Origin of the sequence: Cellulomonas sp. NPDC089187 (assembly GCF_040685135.1) — a bacterium.
Lineage (GTDB): Bacteria > Actinomycetota > Actinomycetes > Actinomycetales > Cellulomonadaceae > Cellulomonas.
In genome coordinates this window covers 22,799-49,228 of sequence record NZ_JBFBHI010000001.1, presented here as the reverse complement: position 1 = coordinate 49,228, position 26,430 = coordinate 22,799, and the positions used below count along the sequence as shown (strand labels likewise).

At 70.8% G+C, this 26,430-nt stretch carries 31 protein-coding genes; 13 read left to right on the top strand and 18 right to left on the bottom strand.

Annotated features, from left to right (window positions below):
* Positions 1 to 22: 22 nt before the first annotated feature.
* The 4 genes from AB0N78_RS00250 to AB0N78_RS00235 form a co-directional block, all read right to left on the bottom strand.
* On the bottom strand, positions 23 to 643 hold the full coding sequence (locus AB0N78_RS00250; RefSeq protein ID WP_363384247.1) for a helix-turn-helix domain-containing protein: 621 nt from the start codon (positions 641 to 643) through the stop codon (positions 23 to 25).
* A gap of 271 nt (positions 644 to 914) precedes the next feature.
* Positions 915 to 2,060, bottom strand: coding sequence for an SPFH domain-containing protein (locus tag AB0N78_RS00245; protein ID WP_363384244.1), 1,146 nt, complete (start codon positions 2,058 to 2,060; stop codon positions 915 to 917).
* A gap of 82 nt (positions 2,061 to 2,142) precedes the next feature.
* Positions 2,143 to 2,661: an NfeD family protein gene (locus AB0N78_RS00240; RefSeq protein WP_363384241.1), complete on the bottom strand. Its 519-nt coding sequence runs from the start codon at positions 2,659 to 2,661 to the stop codon at positions 2,143 to 2,145.
* A gap of 72 nt (positions 2,662 to 2,733) precedes the next feature.
* Positions 2,734 to 3,525: an ABC transporter ATP-binding protein gene (locus AB0N78_RS00235; RefSeq protein WP_363384238.1), complete on the bottom strand. Its 792-nt coding sequence runs from the start codon at positions 3,523 to 3,525 to the stop codon at positions 2,734 to 2,736.
* 37 nt (positions 3,526 to 3,562) lie between these two features.
* Between AB0N78_RS00235 and AB0N78_RS00230 the strand changes: the two genes are divergently transcribed.
* Complete coding sequence (locus AB0N78_RS00230) at positions 3,563 to 4,324, top strand: hypothetical protein (RefSeq protein ID WP_363384235.1); 762 nt, start codon at positions 3,563 to 3,565, stop codon at positions 4,322 to 4,324.
* Positions 4,325 to 4,397: 73 nt separating this feature from the next.
* Here AB0N78_RS00230 and glgA read toward each other — a convergent pair whose 3' ends face one another.
* Entirely contained in the window at positions 4,398 to 5,600 is a 1,203-nt protein-coding gene (gene glgA, locus AB0N78_RS00225) for a glycogen synthase (protein ID WP_363384232.1), read from the bottom strand.
* Between the two features lie 102 nt (positions 5,601 to 5,702).
* Between glgA and AB0N78_RS00220 the strand changes: the two genes are divergently transcribed.
* Complete coding sequence (locus AB0N78_RS00220) at positions 5,703 to 6,944, top strand: glucose-1-phosphate adenylyltransferase (RefSeq protein ID WP_363384229.1); 1,242 nt, start codon at positions 5,703 to 5,705, stop codon at positions 6,942 to 6,944.
* 28 nt (positions 6,945 to 6,972) lie between these two features.
* Complete coding sequence (gene serB, locus AB0N78_RS00215) at positions 6,973 to 7,608, top strand: phosphoserine phosphatase SerB (RefSeq protein ID WP_363384226.1); 636 nt, start codon at positions 6,973 to 6,975, stop codon at positions 7,606 to 7,608.
* 23 nt (positions 7,609 to 7,631) lie between these two features.
* On the opposite strand, the gene AB0N78_RS00210 is transcribed toward serB, so the two are convergent.
* Genes AB0N78_RS00210 through fabG form a run of 3 tightly spaced genes read right to left on the bottom strand, consistent with a single transcriptional unit; the run spans position 7,632 to position 9,708 of the window.
* Entirely contained in the window at positions 7,632 to 8,150 is a 519-nt protein-coding gene (locus AB0N78_RS00210) for a histidine phosphatase family protein (protein ID WP_363384223.1), read from the bottom strand.
* 18 nt (positions 8,151 to 8,168) lie between these two features.
* Positions 8,169 to 8,936, bottom strand: coding sequence for an enoyl-ACP reductase FabI (gene fabI, locus AB0N78_RS00205; protein ID WP_363384220.1), 768 nt, complete (start codon positions 8,934 to 8,936; stop codon positions 8,169 to 8,171).
* A gap of 37 nt (positions 8,937 to 8,973) precedes the next feature.
* Positions 8,974 to 9,708: a 3-oxoacyl-ACP reductase FabG gene (gene fabG, locus AB0N78_RS00200; RefSeq protein WP_363384218.1), complete on the bottom strand. Its 735-nt coding sequence runs from the start codon at positions 9,706 to 9,708 to the stop codon at positions 8,974 to 8,976.
* A 143-nt stretch (positions 9,709 to 9,851) separates the two neighbouring features.
* On the opposite strand from fabG, the gene AB0N78_RS00195 reads away from it, so the two are divergent.
* Genes AB0N78_RS00195 through AB0N78_RS00185 form a run of 3 tightly spaced genes read left to right on the top strand, consistent with a single transcriptional unit; the run spans position 9,852 to position 11,247 of the window.
* Entirely contained in the window at positions 9,852 to 10,178 is a 327-nt protein-coding gene (locus AB0N78_RS00195; RefSeq protein ID WP_363384215.1) for a DUF3099 domain-containing protein, read from the top strand.
* Complete coding sequence (locus AB0N78_RS00190) at positions 10,175 to 10,384, top strand: hypothetical protein (RefSeq protein ID WP_363384214.1); 210 nt, start codon at positions 10,175 to 10,177, stop codon at positions 10,382 to 10,384. Before AB0N78_RS00195 ends, AB0N78_RS00190 begins: the two co-directional genes overlap by 4 nt.
* Positions 10,381 to 11,247 carry an SURF1 family protein gene (locus AB0N78_RS00185; RefSeq protein WP_363384212.1) on the top strand — a complete coding sequence of 289 codons (867 nt, stop codon included), beginning with the start codon at positions 10,381 to 10,383 and terminating at the stop codon, positions 11,245 to 11,247. The genes AB0N78_RS00190 and AB0N78_RS00185 overlap by 4 nt, the downstream gene beginning before the upstream one ends.
* A 176-nt stretch (positions 11,248 to 11,423) precedes the next feature.
* Here AB0N78_RS00185 and AB0N78_RS00180 read toward each other — a convergent pair whose 3' ends face one another.
* On the bottom strand, positions 11,424 to 13,022 hold the full coding sequence (locus AB0N78_RS00180) for an ABC-F family ATP-binding cassette domain-containing protein (RefSeq protein ID WP_363384209.1): 1,599 nt from the start codon (positions 13,020 to 13,022) through the stop codon (positions 11,424 to 11,426).
* Positions 13,023 to 13,274: 252 nt separating this feature from the next.
* On the opposite strand from AB0N78_RS00180, the gene AB0N78_RS00175 reads away from it, so the two are divergent.
* From AB0N78_RS00175 to AB0N78_RS00165, 3 genes are all read left to right on the top strand, one after another.
* The gene (locus AB0N78_RS00175; protein WP_363384206.1) at positions 13,275 to 13,844 is read left to right on the top strand and encodes a biotin transporter BioY; all 570 of its coding nucleotides are present in this window, start codon (positions 13,275 to 13,277) and stop codon (positions 13,842 to 13,844) included.
* 74 nt (positions 13,845 to 13,918) lie between these two features.
* The gene (locus tag AB0N78_RS00170; RefSeq protein ID WP_363384203.1) at positions 13,919 to 14,599 is read left to right on the top strand and encodes an energy-coupling factor ABC transporter ATP-binding protein; all 681 of its coding nucleotides are present in this window, start codon (positions 13,919 to 13,921) and stop codon (positions 14,597 to 14,599) included.
* Positions 14,596 to 15,153 (top strand): CbiQ family ECF transporter T component, encoded by a 558-nt coding sequence (locus AB0N78_RS00165; RefSeq protein ID WP_363384200.1) that lies wholly within the window; start codon positions 14,596 to 14,598, stop codon positions 15,151 to 15,153. Before AB0N78_RS00170 ends, AB0N78_RS00165 begins: the two co-directional genes overlap by 4 nt.
* Before the next feature lie 118 nt (positions 15,154 to 15,271).
* Here the strand turns inward: AB0N78_RS00165 and AB0N78_RS00160 are convergent, their stop codons facing one another.
* From AB0N78_RS00160 to AB0N78_RS00125, 8 genes are all read right to left on the bottom strand, one after another.
* A complete protein-coding gene (locus AB0N78_RS00160) occupies positions 15,272 to 15,604 on the bottom strand; it encodes a metal-sulfur cluster assembly factor (RefSeq protein ID WP_363384197.1) in 333 nt (110 codons plus the stop codon).
* The gene (gene sufU, locus AB0N78_RS00155) at positions 15,601 to 16,080 is read right to left on the bottom strand and encodes a Fe-S cluster assembly sulfur transfer protein SufU (protein WP_363384195.1); all 480 of its coding nucleotides are present in this window, start codon (positions 16,078 to 16,080) and stop codon (positions 15,601 to 15,603) included. The genes AB0N78_RS00160 and sufU overlap by 4 nt, the downstream gene beginning before the upstream one ends.
* A gap of 1 nt (position 16,081) precedes the next feature.
* Positions 16,082 to 17,368, bottom strand: coding sequence for a SufS family cysteine desulfurase (locus tag AB0N78_RS00150; protein ID WP_363384192.1), 1,287 nt, complete (start codon positions 17,366 to 17,368; stop codon positions 16,082 to 16,084).
* 62 nt (positions 17,369 to 17,430) lie between these two features.
* Entirely contained in the window at positions 17,431 to 18,189 is a 759-nt protein-coding gene (gene sufC, locus AB0N78_RS00145) for a Fe-S cluster assembly ATPase SufC (RefSeq protein ID WP_363384189.1), read from the bottom strand.
* Positions 18,190 to 18,217: 28 nt separating this feature from the next.
* The gene (locus AB0N78_RS00140) at positions 18,218 to 18,541 is read right to left on the bottom strand and encodes a non-heme iron oxygenase ferredoxin subunit (RefSeq protein ID WP_363384186.1); all 324 of its coding nucleotides are present in this window, start codon (positions 18,539 to 18,541) and stop codon (positions 18,218 to 18,220) included.
* A complete protein-coding gene (gene sufD, locus AB0N78_RS00135) occupies positions 18,538 to 19,875 on the bottom strand; it encodes a Fe-S cluster assembly protein SufD (RefSeq protein ID WP_363384184.1) in 1,338 nt (445 codons plus the stop codon). Before sufD ends, AB0N78_RS00140 begins: the two co-directional genes overlap by 4 nt.
* Entirely contained in the window at positions 19,875 to 21,296 is a 1,422-nt protein-coding gene (gene sufB, locus AB0N78_RS00130) for a Fe-S cluster assembly protein SufB (protein WP_363384182.1), read from the bottom strand. Before sufB ends, sufD begins: the two co-directional genes overlap by 1 nt.
* 55 nt (positions 21,297 to 21,351) lie before the next feature.
* Entirely contained in the window at positions 21,352 to 22,062 is a 711-nt protein-coding gene (locus AB0N78_RS00125) for a helix-turn-helix domain-containing protein (RefSeq protein ID WP_363384179.1), read from the bottom strand.
* A 105-nt stretch (positions 22,063 to 22,167) separates the two neighbouring features.
* On the opposite strand from AB0N78_RS00125, the gene AB0N78_RS00120 reads away from it, so the two are divergent.
* The 4 genes from AB0N78_RS00120 (at position 22,168) to AB0N78_RS00105 (ending at position 25,468) form a co-directional block, all read left to right on the top strand.
* Positions 22,168 to 23,109, top strand: a complete 942-nt coding sequence (locus AB0N78_RS00120) for an ABC transporter ATP-binding protein (protein ID WP_363384176.1) — start codon at positions 22,168 to 22,170, stop codon at positions 23,107 to 23,109.
* Positions 23,106 to 23,855 carry an ABC transporter permease gene (locus tag AB0N78_RS00115; RefSeq protein ID WP_363384172.1) on the top strand — a complete coding sequence of 250 codons (750 nt, stop codon included), beginning with the start codon at positions 23,106 to 23,108 and terminating at the stop codon, positions 23,853 to 23,855. The genes AB0N78_RS00120 and AB0N78_RS00115 overlap by 4 nt, the downstream gene beginning before the upstream one ends.
* A 103-nt stretch (positions 23,856 to 23,958) precedes the next feature.
* Positions 23,959 to 24,477 (top strand): hypothetical protein, encoded by a 519-nt coding sequence (locus AB0N78_RS00110; RefSeq protein WP_363384170.1) that lies wholly within the window; start codon positions 23,959 to 23,961, stop codon positions 24,475 to 24,477.
* 67 nt (positions 24,478 to 24,544) lie between these two features.
* Entirely contained in the window at positions 24,545 to 25,468 is a 924-nt protein-coding gene (locus AB0N78_RS00105) for a COX15/CtaA family protein (RefSeq protein WP_363384167.1), read from the top strand.
* Between the two features lie 125 nt (positions 25,469 to 25,593).
* On the opposite strand, the gene AB0N78_RS00100 is transcribed toward AB0N78_RS00105, so the two are convergent.
* The gene (locus tag AB0N78_RS00100) at positions 25,594 to 26,430 is read right to left on the bottom strand and encodes a class II fructose-bisphosphate aldolase (RefSeq protein ID WP_363384164.1); all 837 of its coding nucleotides are present in this window, start codon (positions 26,428 to 26,430) and stop codon (positions 25,594 to 25,596) included.

The window sequence follows — 26,430 nt, the reverse complement described above, 5'->3', positions numbered from 1 at the left end:
TGGGGCGGGGTGGGACAGGGGATTAGGCGGCGGCGCCGTGCAGCAGCACGTCGACCAGCAGCTGCACCGTGAGACCGTCGTCGTCGGGCATCCCGGGCGGGATCCGACCCATCACGGTGGACAGCAGCAGCCGGGCGAGCGCCTCCGGGGGGATCCGGAGGTCGTCGCGGAAGGGGTCGAACCGGCGCGTGAGTGCGTCGTTCAACTCCTGAAGGGCACGGACGCGGGCATCCCGAGCGTCGGCTTGCGGTGGCGGTCCGGACGGCAGACCCGGTGGCCCCTTGGCCTCGGCGACCGCGATGGCATGCACCGCGATCATGATTCGCCGCACCCGGACCGCGGTCGCATTCATCAGCTCGACCACGCCGGTCACTGCCTGGGTCAGATCCGCGGCCGGTGGCATCGAGTCGATCTCCCGCACCGCCACCGCCGTGTCGAACACCCGAGCCGCGGCCGCCATCAGCAGTTCACGCTTGTCATCGAAGGCCTTGAACAGCGTGCCCTCGGCGACCCCGGCGGCCTCGGCGATTTGCCGAGTGGTCACGGTGGCACCGTGCTGCTCCAACAGGGGGACGGTCGCCTCCGCGATGGCAGCACGACGGTCCTCCCGACTCATGGGGCGTGCACGACGGTTCTCGGCCATGCCCCGACTATAAGTGAGTGAGCACTCACTCGTCCAGTCGCGCCCGCCCCTCGCGCCCCTGCACAGCGAGTTCGGTGCTTCAGCCCCGAGGTCGTCCGCCCCGCACCCGAACTCGTGACCGCACCACCGAACTCGGGTCCGAGCTGGGCCGGGCGACGACGCAGCCGGGCCGAGACGGGCCGATCCAGCGGGCGGGCAGGGGCGCGGGCTCGGACACGCCGACGCCCGCCGCACCGGGTGAGGTGCGGCGGGCGTCGGCGAGCGGCGTGACTCAGCCCAGCGGGTTCTCCGGGTCGATCTGCGGCTCCGCGCGGTGCGGACGCTGGCCCGCCTCCGCACTCGGGTCGTTCGGGCGACCACTGAACGTCCCGGCCCGGGTGGCGTCCGCGGTGGCTGCCTGCGACTCACGACGGGCCTCGGCCAACGCCTGCGCCGGATCGGTCAGCGCTGATGCGGGCAGATCCTCTGGGCGGACCGGGGACGCACCCGCCGGACGGTCACCGGTCGACGCGGGGCCTGCACCGGTGAACGCGCCGGTGAAGCCCTGGGTCAGCTGCCCCAGTGCGCCGGTCAGCTCCGAGGGCACGATCCAGACCTTATTGGCCGGGGTCGAGGCGAGCTTGGGCAGCGCCTGCAGGTACTGGTAGGCCAGCAGCTTGGGGTCGGCGTCGCCACGGTGCACCGCGTCGAACACCTGCAGGATCGCCCGGGACTCACCCTCGGCCTCCAGGATCGCCGCCTGCGCGGAACCCTCGGCCCGCAGGATCGCGGCCTGCTTCTCACCCTCGGCGGTGAGGATCTGGGACTGCTTGACACCCTCGGCGGTCAGGATCGCCGCACGACGGTCCCGCTCGGCGCGCATCTGCTGCTCCATCGCGCCCTGCACCGACTGGGGCGGGTCGATGCTCTTCAGCTCGACCCGGTTGACCCGGATGCCCCAGCGACCGGTGGCCTCGTCCAGCACCCCGCGCAGCTGACCGTTGATCTGGTCACGGCTGGTCAGGGTCTGCTCCAGGTCCATCGAGCCGATCACGTTACGCAGCGTGGTCACAGTCAGCTGCTCGATACCGGTGATGTAGTTGGCGATCTCGTAGACCGCGGACTTCGGCTCGGTGACCGAGAAGTAGATGACCGTGTCGATGCTGACCACCAGGTTGTCCGAGGTGATCACCGGCTGCGGCGGGAAGCTGACCACCTGCTCACGCAGATCCACCATCGCGCGCACCCGGTCGAAGAACGGGATCAGAAAGTGCAGACCGGCCTGCATGGTGCGGGAGTAGCGACCCAGCCGCTCCACCACCAGCGAGCGGGACTGCGGCACCACACGGACCGCTTTGCTCAACGTCACGACGACGAAGATGATCAGTGCAGCCAGGACGACCCAGCCGATCACCGATCCGACGTTGACATCCTCCACGGCATCTCCCTCCCGGCGCATCGTCACCGATGGCCGTCTCGGTCACGGCATCCGCAGGTCGGCACCGTGGTCGTACTGGGCGTCAGGGACGCTCGACATCCTCGTTCGGCTCCGCCTCGACCGGCGCGGGGGCACCCACCACGGCGGTAGCGCCGTCGATCCGGATCACCCGGACCTGGTCATCCGCCGCCAACACGGTGCCGTCCTCGGTCCGGGCCGACCAGACGTCGCCCCCGATCTTGACCCGTCCCCCGGAACCGTCGGTCGGCTGGAGCACGATGCCGGGCTTGCCGATCATCGCGGCGACGTTGGTCTCCACGAGATCGACCCGGGTGCGCAGGTGCCGCAGCAGGAAGGGCCGGAACGCGAAGAGCATCAGCAACGCGACAGCGGCGGCGAGCACGATCTGCCACACCAGCGGCAGCCCGGCGGCGGCACCGATCGCCCCGGCAGCAGCACCAGCGGCCAGCATGATGAACAACAGGTCGAGGGTGAAGATCTCCAGCACCGCCAACAACAGTGCCCCACCGAGCCACATCAGCCAGACCATGTCGCCACTCTCCTTCGCCGGTCGCGTACCGGCGGCGACCACCGCCGTCATATCAGGACGGTCAGACCGCTCCTGCCACCAATCCTAGGCGATCCCTTTGCCATCTGCTGACGTTGAATCGGATCAGACCCGTTCGGCGGCCCGTGCTGTCCAGCGGTCGCCGCGCCGCTCGACCTGCAGCGGGGTGTCGAAGGTGGCTGTCAGGTTCTGATCGGTGAGCACCTGCTCGATCGGCCCCGCCGCGTGCACATGCCCATCCCGCATCAGCATCAGGTGGGTGAAGCCGGGCGGGATCTCCTCCACGTGGTGGGTGACCAGGACCAGCGCCGGGGACCTGCGGTCGGCGGCTAGCTCGGCCAGCGCGGCGATCAGCTCCTCGCGCCCACCCAGATCCAGCCCGGCAGCGGGCTCGTCCAGCAGCAGCAGCTCCGGGTCGCTCATCAGGGCGCGGGCGATCTGCACCCGCTTGCGCTCGCCCTCGGACAGCGTTCCGTAGGTCCGCTGCGCCAGAGCTGTCACCCCGAAGGCCGCCATCAGGTCCGCGGCGCGGGACTCGTCGACCTGCTCGTAGGCCTCCCGCCATCGACCGGTCACGCCGTAGGCCGCAGTGATCACCACGTCCCGCACCAGCTCGCCGCCGGGGATCCGTTCCGCGAGCGCCGCCGAGGCCAGACCGATCCGGGGGCGCAGCTCAAAGACGTCCACCTGACCGAGCCGGTTGCCCAGCAGTTCGGCGGTGCCGGAGGTCGGGTGCATCCGACCGGCAGCGATCTGCAGCATCGTGGTCTTGCCCGCACCGTTACGGCCGAGCACCACCCAGCGCTCCCCCTCGCGCACTCGCCAGGACAGCCCGTCCAGGATGGCGGTGGTACCGCGGCGGATGGACACGTCCTGCAGGTCGAGCACGTCGGTCATGGTCACGACCCTAACGGCCGGGACGTAGGTTGGTGACGTGGACTCGCTCACCCTGCCGCGCTCGATCCTGCTCGCGCTGTGGCTCGCTGAACCGTCGCCCGGTTCCGGCCCGGTGGACCGGCTGCTCGCTGCGGTGCAGGGCGAGGACGAGCCGCACCGGATCGCCGACGGGGGCACTCTGGCTGAGCTGGTCACCCGGTGGGCGTCCGGGCCCCGGACGGTGGCCGCCGTCCTGCCCGCGCCGGGTGATCCGGCCGGAGCGCCCGCCCTGGTCGCCGGTGCCGCCCAGGAGGCCGGTGAGGCCGTGCTGGTGCACACCCCGGAGGGCGACTGGGCCGCGGTTCCGCAGGTCGAGGTCTTCGGATCGGTGTACGAGCCCGGGCACCTGGTGACCTGGCAGGTCACCCCGGTGCCGCCGTGGCAGACCGCCCTGGTCGGGCAGGTCGGCACCCTGCGGGAGGCGGAACGTGATCTGACCACGGCTCTGGCCCGGGCCACCGAGGCGCTCACCTCACTGGATGTCGCCCGCTGGCGCGAGGACGCCGCGGAGCAGATCGCCGCGTTGAGCAGCGGCGCGGACCCAGGCTGGCAACTACCCGCCGGACTCGACCAGCGCCGGGTCCGGATGCTGACAACCGCCGCTCGACTGCGGGCCATCGTGGATCTGGCCACCGGCGACGACGGTGCGGCGGTCAACCTCTGGCAGGTGGACCAGCGCAGCACCGCGCTGCGTGATGTCGACCGGGCCGCGCGGCGAGCGCTGGCAGCGGCGACCCACCCAGGGCCACCGCAGCGTTAGACCATCCGGCACCACCGGGACGGCAGGTCGGTCAACGACGCAGGTCGGTCAGCGGCTCACGTCGGGCGGCAGCTCAGTCGCCCAGCACACTCCGATACACCGCCACCGTCCGGTCCGCGATCGCCTCCCAGGAGAAGTGCTCCTCCACCCGGGTCCGGGCCGCTCGCCCCCAGGCCCGCGCCCGCTCCGGATCGCTGACCGCCTCGATCAGGGCCGCGGCCAGATCCGCCACGAACCGTTCCGGGTCCACCGGGGTTCCGGTGCCGTCGTCGACCTGGTCGATGGGCACCAACCACCCGGTGACACCGTCGTCGACCACCTCCGGGATGCCGCCGGTCGCAGTGCCCACCACCGGCAGACCCACGGCCATCGCCTCCAGGTTGACGATGCCCAGCGGCTCGTAGACCGACGGGCACACGAACACCGTCGAGGCCGCCAACACCGCGGTCAGCTCGTCCCGGGGCAGCATCTGGTCGATCCAGACCACCCCGTCGCGGCGGGCACGCAGCCCGTCGACCAGCGCGGTGACCTCAGTCAGGATCTCCGGGGTGTCCGGCGCCCCGGCGCACAGCACCAACTGGACCTGCGGCGGCAGCAGCTCGGCGGCGCGCAGCAGATAGGGCAGGCCCTTCTGCCGGGTGATCCGCCCGACGAACACCACCGCGGGCCGGTCGGGGTCGATGCCGAAGCCGCGGGCGATGCGGGCGGTGGCCTCCTGATCGGCGGGGCGCTGCCAGCCGGTCAGGTCGATGCCGTTGTGCACCACATGGACCTTCGCCGGGTCGAGTGCCGGGTAGCACCGCAGGATGTCCTGGCGCATCCCTCCGCTGACCGCGATCACTGCCGCCGCCGACTCGAAGGCGGTGCGCTCCGCCCAGGAGGACAGCGCGTACCCGCCGCCGAGTTGCTCGGCCTTCCAGGGACGCAGCGGTTCCAGGCTGTGTGCACTGACCACATGCGGGATGCCGTGCAGCAGACCCGCCAGGTGGCCGGCCAGGTTGGCGTACCAGGTGTGCGAGTGCACCAGCTCCGCGCCGGGTTCGATGCCCGCCACCATGCCAAGGTCCACCCCGAAGGTCCCCAGGGCCGGATTCGCCCCGCGCAGCTTCGCCGGGACGTCGTGCCCGGTCACCCCCGGCTCGTCGCGGGGCCCATCGAAGCAGTGCACCCGCACGTCCAGCCGCGAGCGCAACACACTCGCCAACTCCGCGACGTGCACCCCGGCACCGCCGTAGATGTGCGGCGGGTACTCCCGCGTGAGCAGATCGACTCGCACAGCTCCTCCGTCCGTGTCGCGCCGGTGCGCGTCGGCGACACGCTAGCGCGAATATGGCGGTTCCCCTCGCCCAGCCGGGCGCGGCCCCCTAGGGTCGGGGGCATGGCAGCGCCGCGCATCCTGGCAATCGTCCTCGCAGGTGGGGAGGGCAAGCGGCTGATGCCGCTCACCGAGAGTCGGGCCAAGCCCGCGGTCCCCTTCGGGGGGATCTACCGCCTGGTCGACTTCGCCCTGTCGAACCTGGTGAACTCCCGCTACCTGCACATCGTGGTGCTGACCCAGTACAAGTCGCACAGCCTGGACCGGCATGTGTCCAAGACCTGGCGGATGTCGACGCTGCTCGGCAACTACGTCTCCCCGGTGCCCGCCCAGCAGCGGGTCGGCAAGCACTGGTACCTGGGCAGCGCGGACGCGATCTACCAGTGCCTGAACATCCTGGACGATGAGAAGCCGGACATCGTGGTAGTGGTCGGTGCCGACCACGTCTACCGGATGGACTTCTCCCAGATGGTCGACCAGCACATCGCCTCCGGTGCGGAGATCACCGTCGCCGGTATCCGGCAGCCGATCTCCCAGGCCGGCGAGTTCGGCGTGATCGAGACCGTTCCGGACGACCCGACCCGGATCGCCGCGTTCCGGGAGAAGCCCAGCGACCCGGTCGGACTGCCCGATTCCCCCGGCGAGATCCTGGCGTCGATGGGCAACTACGTGGTCAACACCGACGCCCTGATCCGCGCGGTCACCGAGGATGCCGAGAACCCCACCTCCCGGCACGACATGGGCGGGGACCTGGTGCCGGCCTTCGTCGAGCGCGGCACCGCGGGGGTCTACGACTTCAAGAACAACGACGTGCCCGGCTCCACCGACCGGGACCGCGACTACTGGCGGGACGTCGGGACGCTGGACTCCTTCTACGAGGCCAACCAGGACCTGATCTCCATCGAGCCGGTGTTCAACCTCTACAACGACGAGTGGCCGGTCTACACCGGGTACACCGGTCTGCCCCCCGCCAAGTTCGTGCACGCTGGTGCCGGGCGACTCGGGCACGCGGCGGATTCGATCGTCTCCCCCGGTGTGATCGTCTCCGGTGCCACGGTCTCCGGTTCGGTCCTCTCCCCGGGGGTGTACCTGCACTCCTGGTCGCAGGTCACCGACTCGGTACTGATGGACGGCTGCATCGTGAACCGCTATGCCCAAGTGCATCGGGCGATCCTGGACAAGAACGTCGTCCTCGAGGAGCGCGCCCGGGTCGGCATCGACCGCGAGCTCGACCTGGCCCGCGGATTCACCGTCACCGAGTCCGGGATCACCGTCGTGCCCAAGAACACGGTGATCACCGCCTAGGCGCGGCCCTCACCGCTACCCTGCACGGGTGAACAGCTTCCCGCGTCTGGTCGTGATGGATGTCGACTCCACCCTGATCACCGCCGAGGTGATCGAGCTGCTCGCCGCCCACGCGGGTTCCCGGAAGTTGGTCGCCGAGGTGACCGAGCGGGCGATGCGCGGGGAGATCGACTTCACCGAGTCACTGCGCTCGCGGGTCTCCACCCTGGCCGGGTTGCCGGAGAGCGTGTTCGCCGACGTGCTGGCCGAGGTCGAGCTGACCCCCGGTGCGGTGGAGCTGATCGACGGGCTGCGCGCCCGCGACTGCGCGGTCGGCCTGGTTTCCGGTGGGTTCATCGAGGTGGTGCAGCCGCTGGCCGACCGCCTGGGCATCACCCGGGTGCGCGCCAACGCTCTGGAGGTCGCCCGGGGTCATCTGACCGGGCGGATGGCCGGTGAGGTGATCGACCGCGCGGTCAAGGCCCGCACCTTGCGCGAGTGGGCGGCAGCCGACGGGATCGACCTGTCCGAGACCGTGGCCATCGGCGATGGCGCGAACGATCTGGACATGCTGGCCACCGCGGGATTCGGGGTCGCGTTCAATGCCAAGCCGGTGGTGGCCGCACAGGCGGATGCCGCAGTCGACGGACGACTGGACGCGGTGTTGGACCTACTCCCCCGCTGAGCTCGCCACGTCTCCGGGTCTGATCAGGCCGGTGCGACCACGCTGACCAGCCGGACCGCCCCGGCGATCCAGTCCCCGAAGGGCTGCGCCGACTCCAGCACGCTGTACGTCGCGGTGGGCACCCCGGTGCGCACCCGGGCCAGCGCGGCCGAACCCGAGGTCTGCGCATCCGCCAGGGTCGCGGCGGTCTGCGACATCGTCGGTTCGTGTCCGACCACCAGCAACCGCCGCACGTCGCCAGGCACGGCCCGGACCAGATCGAGCAGCGACCGCACCCCGGCCTCGTAGAGCGCCTCGCTGAGCGTGGCGACCTCCGCGGGAACCTCCAGCCCAGACCGCACCAGATCCCAGGTCTGCCGGGTGCGCACCGCGGAGGACACCAGCACCGCATCGGGCACCAGAGCGGACTCGCGCAGATCAGCGCCCACGGCGGTGGCCTGGCGACGCCCGTCGAGCGCCAGCGGACGCAGGTGGTCCGCCAGGGAATCGGCGTGCTCGGCCTGGGCGTGCCGGAGCAGGATCAGCTGGTAGGCGTCAGTCACGCGCACCAGGGTCGCACGTCACTGGCCCATCGCGTGCACGCCGCCGTCGACGTGGATCATCTCCCCGGTGGTCTTCGGGAACCAGTCGGACAGCAGCGCGGCCACGGCGCGGGCGGTGGGCTCGGGGTCGTTGACGTCCCAGCTCAGCGGTGCACGGACCTCCCAGCCCTCCTCCATGGCGGCAAACCCGGGGATCGACTTGGCGGCGGTGGTCCGGATAGGACCGGCCGACACCAGGTTCACCCGGATGTCCTTCGGGCCCAGGTCGCGGGCCAGGTAGCGGGAGGTGTTCTCCAGCGCGGCCTTGGCCACACCCATCCAGTCGTAGACCGGCCAGGCGAAGCGCGCGTCAAAGGTCAGCCCGACCAGCGAGCCGCCCCCGGTCATCAGCGGCTGCGCGGCGACGGCCAACGACTTGAAGGAGAACGCCGAGATCTCCAGCGCGGTGGCGACATCCGCCCACTGCCCGGCCAGGAAGTTGCCCCCCATCACCGACTGCGGCGCGAATCCGATCGAGTGCACCACCCCGTCCAGGTGGTCGACATGCTCGCCAACCCGGGTGGCCAGCTGCTCCAGGTCCTCGTCGTTGGTCACGTCCAGCTGGACGACCGGCGCCTCCTGCGGGAGTCGGCGCGCGATGGCCTGGGTCAGTCGGAACTGGCGGCCGAAGGAGCTGAGCACGACCTGCGCGCCCTCCTCCTGCGCCAGCCGCGCCACGTGAAATGCGATCGAACCGTCGGTGAGCACCCCGGTGACCAGCAGCTTCTTGCCTTCGAGCAGACCCATGAGTCGTCGTCCTGTCTAGTAGTCGTGCAGAGAAGAATCAGTGGCCCATGCCGAGGCCGCCATCGACCGGCAGCACCGCACCGGAGATGTACCCGGCGGCGGGCGAGGCGAGGAACTCCACCGCGGCGGCGATGTCATCCGCGCCACCGAAGCGTCCGGCCGGGATCGACGACAGGTACGCAGCCTGGCGGTCCGCGGGCAGCGCGTCGGTCATCGCGGTCTGGATGAAGCCCGGAGCGACCACATTCGCGGTGATCCCCCGACCGCCCAGCTCGCGGGTGATCGAGCGCGCCATGCCGATCAGACCTGCCTTGCTGGCGGTGTAGTTGATCTGCCCGGCGTTGCCGTAGAGACCGACCACGGAGCCGATCATCACGATCCGCCCGCGACGCATCCGGATCATCCCCTTGGACGCCCGGCGCACACAGCGGAACACCCCGGTCAGGTTCACCTCCAGCACCGCGGCGAAGTCGTCGTCGGTCATCCGCATCAGCAGCTGGTCCCGGGTGACGCCGGCGTTGGCGACCAGTACCTCCACCGGGCCGTGCGCCTCCTCGATCTGCGCGAAGGCCGCATCGACCGCGGCGGTGTCGGAGACGTCACCGGGCACCGCCAGCACGCCGTCAGGCACCTCACCACCGGAGCGGACCAGGGTGGCGACCCGGTCCCCGTGGGCAACGAATCGCTCGGCGATCGCCCGACCGATGCCACGGGTGGCACCGGTCACGAGCACGCTGCGGGGCTGGGGGGCTGCGGTGTCAGTCACGAGCATCGACGCTAACCGAGGCCGACGGCGCAGACCGTGCAACACGGCGGCACAGGTTGCGGGCCGCACGTTGTCCGAATCGCACAATCGGTGACCAGCGCCACCCTCCCCGACCCGCCGCCCCGGGCCGGACGCGCCTACGATCAGATGTGCCCAGCCGTAGGCGGACCCCGCCGGTCGTCAGCGTCACCAGCGCCCCGAAGTCGCTGGCGGACGACCAGTCGCGCCGCGCCTCGCGTTACCTGATCCAGATGGGCATCCGGGTGGCGTGCTTCCTGCTGACCGTGCTGCTGTGGCGGCATGTGCCGCTCTGGTTGAGCATCCTGTTCCTGGTCGGGGCGGTGATCTTGCCGTACACCGCGGTGCTGTTCGCCAACGCCGGACGCGAACGCGGGATCGGCTCAGATGCGACCATGACCCCGCCGGAGCTGACCGCCGGCCCGCGCCACGACGACCAGCCAGGAGAGCCCCGGTGACCGACGAGCTGATCTGTTCCGCCCGCGGCTGCCGCGCCGACGCAGTCTGGGGCGTGCGCTGGAACAACCCGAAGCTGCACACCCCTGAGCGCCGCAAGGTGTGGCTAGCCTGCGACGACCACCGCACCCACCTGGAGGAGTACCTGCGGATCCGCGACTTCTGGAAGGACACCCTGCCGGTCACCGAGCTGGACGGGCATCCGTGACGCTGTCCCCCGCCACCCGCCGGGCCATCGGCCTGGTGCTGCTCGCCGTGACCATGGCCACCGCCTGCGCGTTCCTCGGCCGCTGGCAGTGGAACCGGCACGTCAACCGGGATGCCGCGATCCGCCTGGTCCAGACCAACTACGACGCCGATCCGGTGCCCCTCGCCGAGTTGCTGCCCGACACCAACAGCGCGCTCGACCCGGCGCGGGTCTGGCACCCGATCACGGTCACTGGCCGCTACAACGTCGACGGCACGGTGCTGCTGCGCAACCGACCGGTGAATAGCCAACCCGGGTTCCACGTCCTGGTGCCGCTGGTGAGCGATGACGGTGCCACGCTGATCATCGATCGCGGCTGGGTGGCCTGGGATCAGGACGCCTCCGGGGAGGTGACCGTGCCCGAGCCGCCCGCCGGCCAGGTCACGGTCACCTCCCGGCTACGCCCGCAGGAGGCCGCCAGCACCCGGGGAGCCCCGGCCGGACAGGTGCAGTCGATCAACGTCGTCCAGGTGCTCGCCGCTGGCGACGACGCCACTGCCGACGCCTACTCCGCCTACGGGGCGCTGGTGTCCGAGAACCCGGCCCCGACGACATCCCTCGGCGCGCTGCCGATGCCGTCCACCGACCCGGGCTCACACCTGTCCTACGCCTTCCAATGGTGGACCTTCGGCATCGGGGCACTGATCGGCTTCGGTTGGATGGCGCGCCGGGAGATCCGGGACGAGCGCGGCATCCCCCGTGGCCCCGGTGTCGCACTGGGCGATCTGCTCCCGCAGGAGGACGGGACGGTCCGGGTGCCCCGCCGGCGCCGGGTCTCGGACGAGGACACCGAGGACGCGCTGATCGACGCCCAACTGCCCTGACCTGCTCACGGCCCGCGCGGCTCATGCGCTGTCCGCACAGCTCGCGGGCGCTCTGACGCACTTCCCACGTGGGCCGCGGCCCACCGAGACTACGGAGTGCGACCCTTCTCGGCCGCGTACGCGTCACTTTCCGTAGTCTCGGTGGCCGTGCGTGGCCAGGCGGGCATCGCGTCGGCTCAGGCCAGGGTGACCAGGTCCAGGTATTCCGGGTTCCACAGGTCCTCGTCGCCGTCCGGGAGCAGGACGACACGCTCGGGCTGGAGCGCCTCCACCGCACCCTCGTCGTGGGAGACCAGCACCACCGCGCCGGTGTAGCCGCGCAGCGCCGCCAGGATCTCCTCACGGGAGGCGGGGTCCAGGTTGTTGGTGGGCTCGTCCAGCAGCAGCACATTCGCGCTGGACACCACCAGGGCCGCGAGCGCCAACCGGGTCTTCTCGCCACCGGAGAGCACCCCGGCGGGCTTATCCGCGTCGTCGCCGGAGAACAGGAACGACCCGAGCACCGAACGCACCTGGGTGTCGGTCAGGTCCGGGGCCTGGGAGCGGAGGTTCTCCACCACCGTGCGGTCCAGGTCCAGGGTCTCGTGCTCCTGCGCGTAGTAGCCGAGTTTGAGGCCGTGGCCCGGGATGACCTCACCGGTGTCCGGCTCCATGATCCCGCCGAGCATCCGCAACAGGGTGGTCTTGCCCGCACCGTTCAGGCCCAGCACCACCACCCGGCTGCCCTTGTCGATGGCCAGGTCCACCCCGGCGAAGACCTCCTGCGAACCGTAGGACTTGGACAGGTCGGAGGCGGTCAGCGGGGTCTTGCCGCAGGGCGCGGGCTCGGGGAACCGCAGCTTGGCGACCTTGTCCTGCGCGCGAACCTCGTCCAGGCCGGACAGCAGGCGCTCGGCACGGCGGGCCATGTTCTGCGCGGCGACCGTCTTGGTGGCCTTGGCCCGCATCTTGTCCGCTTGGGCCATCAGTGCGGAAGCCTTCTTCTCCGCATTCGCCCGCTCACGACGGCGGCGCTTCTCATCGGTCTCGCGCTGCTTGAGGTAGGCGTCCCAGCCGAGGTTGTACTGGTCGAGCTCGCCGCGGTTGGCGTCCAGGTGGAAAACCTTGTTCACGGTGGCGCGCAGCAGCTCGACATCGTGACTGATCACGATGAACCCACCCGGGTACGCCTTGAGGTAGTCGCGCAGCCAGAGGATGGAGTCGGCGTCCAGGTGGTTGGTCGGCTCGTCCAGCAGCAGGGTGTCGGCGTCGGAGAACAGGATGCGGGCCAGCTCCACCCGGCGACGCTGACCACCGGAGAGCGTGCCGAGCGTCTGCGCGAGCACCCGGTCGTCCAATCCCAGGTTGGCGGTGATCCGGTGCGCCTCGGACTCCGCCGCGTACCCGCCACCGGCGATGAAGCGCGCCTCCAGCTTCTCGTACCGGTTCATCGCCTTGGCCCGGACCGTGTCGTCCTCGGAGGCCATCTCCGCCTCGGTGGCGCGCATCTTGGCGACGATGGCGTCCAACCCGCGGGCGGACAGCACCCGGTGCATCGCCAACTGGTCCAGGTCGCCGACTTTGGAATCCTGCGGCAGGTAGCCGATGTCCCCGCTGGAGCTGATCGTGCCGCCGGTGGGCTGGGTCTCCCCGGAGAGCGTCTTGGTCAGGGTGGTCTTACCCGCACCATTGCGGCCCACCAGTCCGATCCGATCGCCCGCGGCCACCCGGAAGGTGGTCGGGGTCAGCAGCGTGCGTGCCCCGATCCGCAGCTCGACGCCCTGCGCTGTGATCACCGTGTCACTCCTGACGGGCACCTCGCCCGAATCGCGGCACCGATCCGCCGGTGGCAGGTGCCGTTCCGGACGGGATCGGCGACTGTGCGGAATCCTCCAGGTGCCGCCCGACTGTTCTGGTCGTCGGCACACACTGCGTCCAGTCTACGGGCGGCTAGCGTGGCCGAGCGCGAGTTTTTCCCGCGCCGACCCTCCGGAGGCCCCGTGTTCGACCCCCAGCCGCAGGCATCGGCAACACCGACAGCACTGCCCGTGCCGGCCGTACGCCGTTCCGCGGCCACTGACCTGGCATTGATCGCGTCCTTCGCCGGACTGGTCGCGGTGTGTGCGGTGCTGCCTGCGATCCCGGTCGGCGGCGCGGTGCCGATCACCCTGCAGACCTTCGCGGTGGCGTTGACCGGCCTGGTCCTCGGCCCGCGGCGCGGGTTCCTGGCGCTCCTGCTCTACGTGGCGGTCGGGTTGGCCGGGCTCCCGGTGCTCTCCGGCGCGGTGGGCGGACTCGGGGTGCTGGCCGGACCGTCGGCGGGGTACCTGCTCGCCTTCCCGGTCGCGGCGGCGGTGGCCGGTGCCGGGTCGATGCTGGTGCGACGGGTCTCCGGTCGGTGGCAAGTGCCCGCGCTGTTCACGGCTGCCACCGTGGCCTCCCTGCTGATCGTCCATCCGGCGGGCATCGCGGTGCTGGGCTGGCGGCTGGGGCTGTCCGCCGGTGAGGCGGTGACGGCGGGGGCGGTGTTCCTGCCCGGCGATCTGCTGAAGAACCTGCTCGCCGCCGTAGTGGCCGCCGCCGTGCTGCGCGCCTACCCGGAGCTGCGCCGCCGGTGATCGAGCTACGCGGGGTGTGGGTCACCGCCGATCCGCCGCGCGGGAACCGCCGGACCCATCGCGATGGTGACCCCGTGCGGATTCTGGGACCGGTCGACCTCACCCTGACCGAACGCCGGATCGCCGTTGTGGGTGCCAACGGCTCTGGCAAGTCCACACTTGCCCGGCTCCTGAACGGCCTCACCCTCCCCGCCGCCGGACAGGTGCTGGTCGACGGTCTGGACACCGCCCGTGACGGCCACGCGGTCCGACGCTCGGTCGGCTTCCTGTTCACCGATCCGGACGCGCAGATCGTCATGCCCACCCCGGTCGAGGACGTCGCCCTGTCCCTGCGCCGCATCGGCGTCCCCGCCGCCGAGCGTGACGCCCGCGCCCGCGAGGTGTTGGCCCGGGTCGGTCTGGCCGAGCGCGCCGATCTGCCGGTGCGCGCGCTCTCCGGCGGGCAGCGGCAACTCTTGGCCCTGGCCGCGGTGCTGGCCACCGAGCCGGACATCCTGGTCTGCGATGAACCCACCACCCTGCTCGACCTGCGCTGGCGCCGGGTGATCACCGACCTGATCGCGGGGCTGCCCCAGCAGGTGGTGCTGGTCACCCATGACCTGGAGGCGGCCGCCACCGCCGACCGGGTTCTGGTCGTGGACGACGGTCGGATCGTGGCGGACGGTGCCCCGGAACCGACACTGGCGACCTACCGGGAGCTGATGTCACCCGCCCCGAGCGACCGCACACGACCCGACGCGCCGACGCTGCCATGACCGGCACCGCCGCCAAGTTGCTTGCCCTGGCCGCCCTCGGCATCGCCGTCGTCCTGCTGCGCGGCCCGATCATCGCGCTCGTGCTGCTCGGCCTGATGCTCGCCCTCGCCTTCGCCGTCCGACTCCCCTGGCGTCACACCGTGCGCGGACTGCTGCCGGTGCTGATCACCGCCGCCCTGGCCGCCGGCTATCAGGCGCTCACCAGGGGCCCCGGTCCGGCCGTCGAGGTCGCGGCGGACCTGCTCACCCTGGTGCTGGCCGCGACGCTGCTCACCGCCACTACCCCGGCGGATCGACTGCTCGACGTGCTCGCCCGGGCCGCGAGTCCGCTGCGGCACGTGGGTGTGCGGCCGGATGCCGTGGCGCTGGCCGTCACGCTGCTGCTGCGTACGGTGCCGGAGATCGCCGGCGTGGTGGGTGAGGTGCGGGACGCCGCACGCGCCCGCGGGGTGGAACGAGACCCGCGGCTGTGGCTGGCCCCGGCGGTGCTGCGGATGGTGGGGCGGGCTCGGGATCGGGGCGAGGCGCTGGCGGCGCGGGGGATCCTCGACTGACAGCGCTCGGCCGCCATGCGCCGACCACACCGGAAGGGCCACCGTGGCGCTTGACGCCTCGACCCCACCCTCGCCTACGCGCAGCAGTTGGCAGCGCAGGCGAGGTTCTGACCAACCCTCAGATGTTGAACCCGAGCGCCCGCATCATCGCGCGCCCGTCCTCGGTGATCCGCTCCGGACCCCACGGCGGCATCCACACCCAGTTGATCCGGAAGCTGTCGACCAGCCCTTCCAGCGACTGACCGGCCTGGTCCTCGATCACATCGGTCAGCGGGCACGCGGCGGAGGTCAGCGTCATGTCGATGGTGACGTGCCGGTTGGGCTCCAGCGCGATGCCGTAGATCAGCCCCAGGTCGACGATGTTGACCCCGAGTTCGGGGTCGATGACATCGCGCAGCGCCTCCTCGATGTCGGCCGCGTTCGGCGGGGCGGCCTGCACGGACTCGGTCATCGTGCCTCCTCGGTTCCGGCGGCCTGGGCGACCGCGTCCTTCATCGCCGACCAGCCGAGCAGCGCGCACTTGATGCGCGCCGGGTAGCGGGCGACCCCGACGAAGGCGACGGCGTCGCCCAGCGGGTCGTTCTCGTCATCGGCCCGGGTCTCCCACTCGGCAGGCAGCTCACCCCGGGAGTCCATCAGCTCACGGAACTCACCGGAGAGCTCCAGTGCCTGGTCGACCGGGCGGCCGGTGACTGCCTGGGCCATCACCGAGGCGGAGGCCTGGGAGATGCTGCAGCCCTGGCCGGTCCAGGTGAGTTCGGCGATGTTCCCTCCGTCGACGCGGACCCGCAGGGTGACCTCGTCGCCGCAGGTCGGGTTCACGTGGTGCACCTCGACGTCGTACGCCTCCTGCTCGCCGCGGTGGGCGGGGTGCTTGGCGTGGTCGAGGATGAGCTGCTGGTACATCTGTTCCATTCCGGTGCTCATGTCAGTCCTCCAGTCCGAAGAACGTCCGGACCCCCGCCAGAGCTTCCCGGAACACCTCGATCTCCTCGAGGGTGGTGTAGACCGCTGCGGAGGCGCGCGCCGTGGCGGCCACCCCGAACCGGCGGTGCAGCGGCTGCGCGCAGTGGTGACCGACCCGCACGGCGACCCCGGCGTCGTCCAGTACCTGGCCGACATCGTGGGCGTGCACCCCGTCGACCACGAAGGACACCACGGCCAGCCGGTTCTCCGCCGACTCAGGACCGATCACCCGGACACCGGGCACCGAGGCGACCGCCTCCAGCAGCGCAACGGTCAGCTCGGCCTCGTGTGCGGCCACCGCGTCCATCCCCAGCTCGGCCAGGTAGGTCGCGGCGGCACCCATCGCCACCGCCTGGGACACCATCTGGGTCCCGGCCTCGAACCGGCGCGGCGGCGGGGCAAAGGTGGTCGACTCCATCGTGACCACCTCGACCATCGACCCACCCGTCGTCACCGGGGGCATCGCCTCCAGCAGCTCACGGCGGCCGTAGAGCGCACCAACACCGGTGGGGCCGAACATCTTGTGCCCGGAGAACGCAGCGAAGTCCACCCCGAGGGCGTGCAGGTCGACCGGCAGGTGCGGCACGGATTGGCAGGCGTCCAGCACGGTCAGTGCGCCGACCTCCCGGGCACGGGCGACCAGCGGGGCAACGTCAGTGATCGCACCGGTGACGTTGGAGGCGTGGGTGAAGGCGAACACCCGGGTGCGCTCGTTCACGATCTCGGATAGAGCAGAAGCGTCGATCCGGCCGTCGTCGGTGACCCCCAACCAGCGCAGGGTCGCACCGGTGCGGGCAGCCAATTCCTGCCAGGGCACGAGGTTCGCGTGGTGCTCCAGCTCGGTGACCACGATCTCGTCCCCGGGAGCCAGGGCGAAGCGCCGGGCAGCGTCTCCCCCGCGACCGGCGGTGGCATTCGACATCGCGTAGGCGACCAGGTTGATCGCCGCGGTGGCGTTGGAGGTCCAGACGATCTCGTCCTCGTCGGCTCCCACGAATGACGCCACCTGCCGCCGGGCGGTCTCGAAGGCCTCAGTGGCCTCCTCGGCCAGCTGGTGCGCGCCCCGGTGCACCGCCGCGTTGCGCTGGGCGTAGAAGTCCTGCTCGGCGTCGAGCACCACCTCGGGCTTCTGCGAGGTGGCACCGGAGTCGAGGTAGACCAGCGGTTTGCCCCCGCGCACCGTCCGGGTGAGCAGCGGGAAGTCCGCGCGCACGGCGGCCAGCTCGGCCGCCCCCAGGGTTGTCGTCACGTCAGTCCTTCTCTGGTGCGTCCGCCGCCCGGGAAGCACCCCGGGCGGCGGTCAAGCGATGATCAGGCCGAACCGACCAGGAACCGGTCGTAGCCCTCGTTCTCCAGCCGCTCGGCCAGCTCCGGGCCACCCTCCTCGGCGACCCGACCGTCCACGAACACGTGCACGAAGTCCGGCTTGATGTAGCGCAGGATCCGCGTGTAGTGGGTGATCAGCAGCACGCCGACATCGGAGGTCTCCCGGACCCGGTTCACGCCCTCGGAGACGATCCGCAGCGCGTCCACGTCCAGGCCGGAGTCGGTCTCGTCCAGGATGGCGATCTTCGGCTTGAGCAGCTCCATCTGGAGGATCTCGTGCCGCTTCTTCTCACCGCCGGAGAAGCCCTCGTTGACGGAACGCTCGGCGAAGGCCGGGTCCATCCGGAGCTTCTCCATCGCGCCGTTGACGTCCTTGATCCAGGTGCGCAGCGCGGGGGCCTCGCCGTCGATGGCGGTCTTGGCCGTCCGCAGGAAGTTCGACACGGACACCCCCGGCACCTCCACCGGGTACTGCATGGCCAGGAACATGCCGGCGCGGGCACGCTCGTCCACGCTCATCTCCAGCACGTCCTCCCCGTCCAGGGTGACGGTGCCGGAGGTGATCTGGTACTTCGGGTGACCGGCCAGCGAGTAGGCCAGGGTCGACTTGCCGGAGCCGTTCGGGCCCATGATGGCGTGGGTCTCGCCGGAGCGGATGGTCAGGTCGACGCCGCGCAGGATGGGCTTGGGGCCCTCCTTGGTCTCGACGCTGACGTGCAGGTCGCGGATCTCCAGGGTGGACATCTCGTATCTCCTCAGAAGTTCTTCAAGCTCAGCCGACGTCGACGAGCACGCGCTCGCCATCGACGGTCAGGGGGTACACGGGCACGGGGCGGACCGCCGGGGGTCCCAGGGGTTCACCGGTCTTCAGGTCGAATCGCGAACCGTGCAGCCAGCACTCGACAGTGCAGTCCTCGACCTCGCCATCCGACAGCGACACCGCACCGTGCGAGCAGATGTCGCTGATCGCATGCAGGGTGCCGTCCTCGGCGCGGACCACGGCCACCTCGACCACACCGGACTCCCCCTCCAGCTCGACGCGCAGGGCGCCGGCCTCGGGGATGTCGGCGGTGTAGCAGGCCAGTTGCGCGGTCACAGGCGCTCGTCCGCGCTGGTCACGCTGGCCGGCTCGGACAGGATCGCCCGCTCGCCGTCGGTCTGGTCGGTGACGTCGGAGGCGAAGTCACCACCGGCGGGTGCCAGCGCATCGGCGAACTCCGACATCGACTGGGCCAGCTCGCGCTCGATGGCCGCGATCAACCGCTCCTCGACCTCCGGCACGCCGATCTGCGTGATCAGCTCCGCGAAGAATCCCCGCACCACCAGCCGGCGGGCGTCGGTCTCCGGGATGCCCCGGGCCTGCAGGTAGAACAGCTGCTCATCGTCGAAGCGTCCGGTGGCGCTGGCGTGGCCGGCGCCCTCGATCAGACCGGTCTCGATCTCCAGGTTCGGCACCGAGTCGGAGCGTGCCCCGTCGGTGAGCACCAGGTTCCGGTTCAGCTCATAGGTGTCGGTGCCCTCAGCCTCGGCCCGGATCAGCACGTCACCGACCCACACCGTGTGCGCGCCCTCACCCTGCAGTGCGCCCTTGTAGGTCACCCGGGACTTGCAGTTCGGCACCGCGTGGTCGACGAACAGCCGCTGCTCCTGGTGCTGCCCCGCATCCGCGAAGTACACCCCGAGCATCTCCACCGAGCCGCCCTCGCCGACGAACTCCGCATCCGGGGTCACCCGGACCACGTCGCCGCCCAGAGTGACGATGATGTGCTTGACGGTGGCGTCCCGGCCGATCCGGACCCGGTGCGCGGCGTTGTGCACCGCACCTTCGGCCCAGTCCTGCACGGAGACGACGGTCAAGTGCGCGCCGTCCTCGGCGACCACCTCGACGGTCTCGGTCAGCTGCGCCTGGCCGACGTGGTCGATCACCACGGTGGCCTGCGACATCGGCTTCGCGTGCACCAGCAGGTGCGCGGCGCTGGGCTCGGTGTTGCCCTCGACGCCCTCCACCCGGATCGAGGTGACCGTGGAGGCCACTTGCTCGGCCGGGATGGTCACCACGGTGGCGCGGGTCGCGGAGGCCCAGGCCACCGCCGCCGCACGGTCACCGGGCTTACCGGCCAGACCCAGGCGCTCGTCGTCGCGGTCCACGATCTCGACCTCGACCTCCGGGGCGTCCACCACGGTGGTCAGCACGCCGTGCCCGGTCAGCTTGCCCTCGCTGTCCCCGGCGAACAGCGGCGCCAGCCGGTCCACGGGTGAGAACCGCCACTCCTCCTCGCGCCCGCTGGGCACCGCGAAGTCGGCGACCTCGAAGGAGCTCAGCCGGGCGGCACGGGAGGACTCCGGTGCGGAGCCGACCCCGTGCGAGTGCGCCTCGTCGGCGGTCGCGCGGGAGTGGTCGGTCGACAAGTTCTGTGTGGTGGTCGACATCAGCCGACGGCCCCTTCCATCTGCAGCTCGATCAGGCGGTTCAGCTCGAGGGCGTACTCCATCGGCAGCTCACGGGCGATGGGCTCGACGAACCCGCGCACGATCATCGCCATGGCCTCGGTCTCGGTCATGCCGCGGGACATCAGGTAGAACAGCTGGTCCTCCGAGACCCGGGAGACCGTCGCCTCGTGGCCCATCGACACGTCGTCCTCGCGGACGTCCACATAGGGGTAGGTGTCGGAGCGAGAGATCTGGTCGACCAGCAGCGCGTCGCAGAGCACGTTGGAGGCGGAGTGCGACGCACCCTCCAACACCTGCACCAGACCGCGGTAGGAGGTGCGGCCACCGCCACGGGCCACCGACTTCGACACGATGGACGAGGAGGTGTGCGGGGCGGCGTGCACCATCTTGCAGCCGGCGTCCTGGTGCTGGCCCTCACCGGCGAAGGCGATGGACAGCGTCTCGCCACGGGCGTGCTCGCCCAGCAGGTAGATCGCCGGGTACTTCATGGTGACCTTGGAGCCGATGTTGCCGTCGACCCACTCCATGGTGGCGCCCTCGGCGGCGGTGGCCCGCTTGGTGACCAAGTTGTACACGTTGTTCGACCAGTTCTGGATGGTCGTGTACCGCACCCGGGCGTTCTTCTTCACGATGATCTCGACCACCGCGGAGTGCAGCGAGTCGGACTGGTAGATCGGCGCGGTGCAGCCCTCGACGTAGTGCACGTAGGAACCTTCGTCCGCGATGATCAGCGTCCGCTCGAACTGACCCATGTTCTCGGTGTTGATCCGGAAGTAGGCCTGCAGCGGGATCTCCACGTGCACACCCGGCGGGACGTACACGAAGGACCCACCGGACCAGACCGCGGTGTTCAACGACGCGAACTTGTTGTCGCCCGGGGGGATCACCGAGCCGAAGTACTGCTCGAACAGCTCCGGGTACTCGCGCAGACCCGTGTCGGTGTCCACGAAGATCACGCCCTGCGCCTCCAGGTCCTCACGGATCTGGTGGTAGACGACCTCGGACTCGTACTGCGCGGCGACACCGGCGACCAGGCGCTGCTTCTCCGCCTCCGGGATGCCCAGCCGGTCGTAAGTGTTCTTGATGTCCTCCGGCAGTTCCTCCCAGGAGGTGGCCTGCTTCTCCGTGGACCGCACGAAGTACTTGATGTTGTCGAAGTCGATGCCGGACAGGTCCGCACCCCACCAGGGCATCGGCTTCTTGTCGAACAGACGCAGCGCCTTGAGCCGGGTCTTGAGCATCCACTCCGGCTCGTTCTTCAGCGCGGAGATCTCCCGCACGACGTCCTCGCTCAGACCGCGGCGCGCACTGGCCCCGGCGGCATCGGCGTCGTGCCAGCCGTACTCGTAGTTGCCGATCGAGGCGATCGCCTCGTCCTGGGTCATCGGCTCAGTGGTCATGGGTGAATCGTCCTTCCGTGTCCTCACGGGATGGGGGCGGCGGCTTCGAGGAAGTTCAGGTCGTCGAGGGACGGACCGGGATGATCGGGATGTTGGTGGTGCAGACGTGCCCGCCGTGGGCGAGTGTGGCCAGCCGCTGCACGTGGACGCCGAGCATCCGGGAGAACGCCCGGGCCTCCGCCTCGCACAGCTCGGGGAACTCGGCCGCCACCGCCTGCACCGGGCAGTGGCCCTGGCACAGCTGGATCGCCATCCCGCCGGGCACCGGTCGAGCACTGGCGGCGAACCCGTCGTCGGACAGACCCTCCGCCAGGACCTCCGCCCGTCGGCTCAGATCCGCACCGGCCTCGGCCAGCGCGTCAGCGTGTCGGGTCTCCAGTTCCTGCACCCGACGGGCGGCGAAGTCACGTACCGCGTCCGCACCGCCGACCTCGGCCAGGAACCGCAGTGCCTGGCTGGCCAGCTCCGAGTACTGCTGGCTGAGTGCGGCCTGTCCGTCGCTGGTGACGACGTACCGCTTGGCCGGACGTCCGCGCTTGGCCGGGCTGCCCGCCGCGCGGCCGTCGTGGACCGCGATCTGACCCTCACCCTCGAGCAGCGCCAGGTGGCGACGCACGGCAGCGGCGGTCAGGTCGAGGTGGGCGGCCAGCTCCGCGGCGGAGACCGGTCCGTCGCTGGCGATCAGGTCGAGCACCCGGCGACGGGTCCCGGCCTCCTCGGCATCCAGGTCCGGGCGGGTGCCGAGGGGTGTGGTGGTCGATGACATGCCACTCCTCCTCTCCGTGCCCGATATCGGCAACATCTTTGTTGCCAAATTCCTCCCTGGCAAGGAAGGGTCACCTCACATTCGCGCTGCTCATACACTCTCCGGGTGCCACCCACAGCCGCCCTGTCCGTCCGCAGCCTCGTCAAACGCTACGACGGTCGCCCCGTCGTCGACGGGCTGGATCTGACCGCGGCAGCCGGGCAGGTCACGGCGGTGCTCGGCCCCAACGGTGCGGGCAAGACCACCACCATCGAGTGCTGCGAAGGCCTGCGCACCCCCGACTCCGGTCAGATCCGGGTGTTGGGCCTGGACCCACTGGCCGACGCGGCGGCGCTGCGCCCCCGGGTGGGGGTGATGTTGCAGGACGCCGGGCTGCCCACCGGCGCACCGGCCCTGGCGGTGCTGCGGCATGTGGCCTCGATGTTCACTGATCCCCGACCGGTGGATGAGCTGGTGGAACGGCTGGGCATCGCCCCCTTCGCCCGCACGACGGTGCGTCGACTCTCCGGCGGGCAGCGGCAGCGTCTGGCTCTGGCGGCGGCGGTAGTCGGTCGTCCGGAGCTGGTGTTCCTGGACGAGCCCTCCGCTGGGATGGACCCGCAGGCTCGTCGGGCGGTGTGGGAGCTGATCGCTGAGCTGCGCGCCGACGGGGTGGCCGTGGTCTTGACCACCCATCTGATGGACGAGGCAGAGCAGCTGGCCGACCGGGTGGTGGTGGTCGACCATGGCGCGGTGATCGCCGAGGGCACTGTGGACGAGCTGGCCACCGGCAGCACCGCCGTCACCTTCCGCGCGGAGCCGGGGCTGGATGTCGGCGCGTTGGATTCCGTGCTCTGGGCGCTGCCCGGCCTGCCCGCGACCCGCACCAGCGCCGTCCGGGAGACCGCGCCGGGCCGCTACGCCGTCGACTTGCCCGCCACCCCCGCCCTGGTCGCCGCCCTGACCGCGTGGTGCGCCGACCGCGGGATTCTGCTCACCCAGCTGGACGCCGGACGCCGCACCCTCGAGGACGTGTTCCTCGACCTGACCGGACGGAATCTGCGATGAGCGCTGCTGCTCCCCCGGTCAGCCGTGTGCTGGCCCAGGGTCGGTTCGAGACCCTGGCGGTGCTCCGCAACGGCGAGCAGTTGCTGGTCACCCTGATCATCCCGGTGGTGGCACTGATCGCCCTGGGCCGGTCCTCGTTCCTCGACATCGGGGTCGGCGATGCCGCGCGGATCGACGTGGTCACCCCCGGCATCCTCGGACTGGCCGTCATGGCCGGATCGATGACCTCCCAGGCGATCGCCACCGCCTTCGACCGGCGTAACGGCGTGCTGCGACTGCTGGCCACCACCCCGCTCGGTCGCGGTGGACTGCTGGCAGGCAAGGCGGTCGCGGTGCTCGCCGTCGCCGCGGTGCAGGTGATCGTGGTCGGCGCCGTCGGGCTGCTGCTCGGCTGGCGGCCGGAACCCGCCGGGATCCCCACGGCGGTGCTGGCGCTGCTGCTCGGGGTCGCGGCCTTCACCGCACTCGCCCTGCTGCTGGCCGGCACCCTGCGCGCCGAGGCGGTGCTGGCGGCGGCCAACCTGCTGCTGGTGCTGCTAGCGGTGGTCGGTGGCGTGGTGCTGCCGGTGGCCGACCTGCCCGGTTGGTGGGCGGAGGTCGCGGTGTGGCTGCCCCCGGGCGCGCTGGGCGAGGCGCTGCGCACCGCGCTGGTCGACGGTGGGTTCCCGGCGGTGCACCTGGTGGTCCTGGCGGGATGGACGCTGCTCCTGGGCGCCGGGGTGCGCCGCTGGTTCCGCTGGTCCTGACGCACCTGCCGTGCAACCGGGGGTCTCGTCCGGCGACGACTCGGGATGTGACGTCGGTCGGGTGACGGCGTCCCGAGACGACGGATCGTTTTACTGTGGTCGGATGACACCGATCGTGCAGTGGCTGGTCACCGAGTGGACCGTCGCCAGCCGCGGTGCACCGGGTGCCACCCGCAGGAACGCCACCCCGCTCGGCTTGCGGCTGCCCGATCCGCATGACCTGCCCGAGCGTGGCCCCAGACCCCGGGTGCGACTGCACGCGGTCGGATTCGACGAGGCCGACGACTTCGAGCCCGGGACACCCCGCCCCTCGCTGGTGGATCCCGGCGACCTGGGTCTGATCATCGACGGCAACCGTCTCGCGGTGCGGTTCCAACCGACGTTCCGCCGACGGTCGACGAGTGCTCCGGCGCACCCGACCGTTCGGCTCGACCCGGGCCAGTGGCTGCGATGGCAGGCGAACTACCGGCTCGGCGCATCGCCCTGCGGCAGCGGCGGCGAGTGGCGGTACCACCTGCACACGGTGAATGTGCACTGGCCGGACCCGGACACACCGGTGGACCCGCATGTCTTCACCGCCACCCCGGATCGCCTGGTCCGAGAGCTCATGCCGCTGCGCTGAGCGGGACGTGACCAACTCCTCGCCCGAACCGTCCCGAAGCCCCGCACCCGCCTCGTACCCTGGACCGGTGAGCCGTACCGAGGTCGACACCGCCGCCGACGCCCCCCGCACCCTCGACGTCTGGCGCACCCGCCTGACCCGTCCCGTGCTGATCGCCAACCTGATCGCGCAGATCGCCATCGTGGTCACCGGCGGCGCGGTGCGACTGACCGGCTCCGGACTCGGCTGCTCCACCTGGCCGCAGTGCGAGCCCGGGCACTTCACGCCGAAGTTCCACGAGGCGACGACGATCCACCCGTACATCGAGTTCGGGAACCGGACGCTCACCGGCGTGCTCGGGGTGATCGCGATCCTGGTCGCCGTGCTGGTCCTCACCGACCGCGGCCGGGTCCGCTCCTACCGCTGGCTCGGGCTCGCCCCGCTGCTCGGGGTGGTGCTCCAGGCGGTGATCGGCGGCGTGACCGTGCTCTTCGACCTGCACCCCGCCTGGGTCAGCACACACCTGCTGGTGTCGATGCTGCTGGTGGCCACCTCCGCGATCCTGCTCGACCGCTCCGCCGAGGGCGATGGCCGACCCACCCCGGTGGTCCCGACCGCATCGCGACGACTGGCCCCGCTGTTCGGCGTGCTGCTGGCCGTCGTCCTGGCCCTGGGCGCGATCACCACCGGCGCAGGCCCGCACTCCGGCGACGAGGAGGTCGGCTACCGCTTCGCCATCGACCCCCTGCTGATGGCCCGGCTGCACGCCGCCGCGGTCTGGGCGTTCGTCGCGGTACTGATCGCGCTGCTGGTGCTCAACCGCCGCGCTCCGCAGCCGGTCCCCCGACTCGGCTGGACCATGGTCGCCCTGGTCGTGCTCCAGGGGATCATCGGCTATGTCCAGGTCGCCACCGACCTGCCGATCGTGCTGGTGCTGCTGCACATGGCCGCGGCCGGGCTGCTCACCGCCGGGTCCACGCGGTACCTGATGAGCTTCCGCGTCCGACGTTGACCGGCGCTCGTCCGACTCCCCGATCACCTCGTCCGGGAGTTCCTCGCCTGTGACGTCGGCCCGCGCCGGCCACCGGACGCACGAACGGGCCCCGGGAGTTGCCCGGGGCCCGTTCGGGTGAGGCGTTACCGACCGGCGAACAGTGCCAGCAGCCGTGCGGCCTCCGTCTGGACCGCGTCCCGACCGGCGGCGACATAGCGCCGTGAATCCACCACATCGGGGTCGCGGTCCAGATGGTCCCGCACCGCGCCGGTGAATCCGACGTTCAGATGGGTGGACACGTTGACCTTGGCGATCCCGGCGCCGATCGCCGCCACGAGGCCGGCGTCGGCGACCCCGGATGACCCGTGCAGGACCAGCGGGACCGGGACTGCCGCCCGCAGGCGAGCGATCAGGTCCACGTCCAGCACCGCATCACGCCGGGTCATGGCATGGGAGCTACCGACCGCGACCGCGAGGGAGTCCACGCCGGTCGCCGCGACGAACTGTGCCGCTTCAGCGGGGTCGGTGCGCACGCCCGGGGTATGCGCACCACCCTTGCCTCCGATGGCACCGAGTTCGGCCTCGACCACCACACCACGAGCGTGGGCGTACTCCACCACCCGGCGGGTCTCGGCCACGTTCTCCTCGAAGGGCCGGGTCGCCCCGTCGAACATCACCGAGCCGAAGCCCAGATCCACCGCGGCCAGGGCCAGGTCGACCCGTTCGGCGTGATCCAGGTGGACGACCACCGGTACTCGAGCGCTCTCGGCCAGGGCCAGGGTCGCGCGGGCGATCGGTTCGAGGCCGCCGTGGTAGTCGACGCAGTTCTGCGAGATCTGCACGATCACCGGCAGGTCGGTCGACTCCGCGGCGGCGATCAGGGCCTCGGCCGTCTCCAGGTGGATGACGTTGAAGGCACCGACCGCCGTCCCCGCGGCGGTGGCACTGGCCAGCAACTCGGTGCTGCTGACAGCCGGCAT

Excerpts from the sequence above, each read along its gene's own strand:
- sufD (WP_363384184.1), bottom strand. The coding sequence starts at position 19,875 with ATGTCGACCACCACACAGAACTTGTCGACCGACCACTCCCGCGCGACC.
- AB0N78_RS00220 (WP_363384229.1), top strand. The coding sequence starts at position 5,703 with ATGGCAGCGCCGCGCATCCTGGCAATCGTCCTCGCAGGTGGGGAGGGC.
- AB0N78_RS00100 (WP_363384164.1), bottom strand. The coding sequence starts at position 26,430 with ATGCCGGCTGTCAGCAGCACCGAGTTGCTGGCCAGTGCCACCGCCGCG.
- sufC (WP_363384189.1), bottom strand. The coding sequence starts at position 18,189 with ATGTCCACCCTGGAGATCCGCGACCTGCACGTCAGCGTCGAGACCAAG.
- AB0N78_RS00125 (WP_363384179.1), bottom strand. The coding sequence starts at position 22,062 with ATGTCATCGACCACCACACCCCTCGGCACCCGCCCGGACCTGGATGCC.
- sufB (WP_363384182.1), bottom strand. The coding sequence starts at position 21,296 with ATGACCACTGAGCCGATGACCCAGGACGAGGCGATCGCCTCGATCGGC.
- AB0N78_RS00110 (WP_363384170.1), top strand. The coding sequence starts at position 23,959 with ATGACACCGATCGTGCAGTGGCTGGTCACCGAGTGGACCGTCGCCAGC.
- AB0N78_RS00235 (WP_363384238.1), bottom strand. The coding sequence starts at position 3,525 with ATGACCGACGTGCTCGACCTGCAGGACGTGTCCATCCGCCGCGGTACC.
- fabI (WP_363384220.1), bottom strand. The coding sequence starts at position 8,936 with ATGGGTCTGCTCGAAGGCAAGAAGCTGCTGGTCACCGGGGTGCTCACC.
- AB0N78_RS00165 (WP_363384200.1), top strand. The coding sequence starts at position 14,596 with ATGACCGGCACCGCCGCCAAGTTGCTTGCCCTGGCCGCCCTCGGCATC.
- AB0N78_RS00115 (WP_363384172.1), top strand. The coding sequence starts at position 23,106 with ATGAGCGCTGCTGCTCCCCCGGTCAGCCGTGTGCTGGCCCAGGGTCGG.
- fabG (WP_363384218.1), bottom strand. The coding sequence starts at position 9,708 with ATGCTCGTGACTGACACCGCAGCCCCCCAGCCCCGCAGCGTGCTCGTG.
- sufU (WP_363384195.1), bottom strand. The coding sequence starts at position 16,080 with ATGAGCACCGGAATGGAACAGATGTACCAGCAGCTCATCCTCGACCAC.
- AB0N78_RS00160 (WP_363384197.1), bottom strand. The coding sequence starts at position 15,604 with ATGACCGAGTCCGTGCAGGCCGCCCCGCCGAACGCGGCCGACATCGAG.
- AB0N78_RS00240 (WP_363384241.1), bottom strand. The coding sequence starts at position 2,661 with ATGACGGCGGTGGTCGCCGCCGGTACGCGACCGGCGAAGGAGAGTGGC.
- AB0N78_RS00250 (WP_363384247.1), bottom strand. The coding sequence starts at position 643 with ATGGCCGAGAACCGTCGTGCACGCCCCATGAGTCGGGAGGACCGTCGT.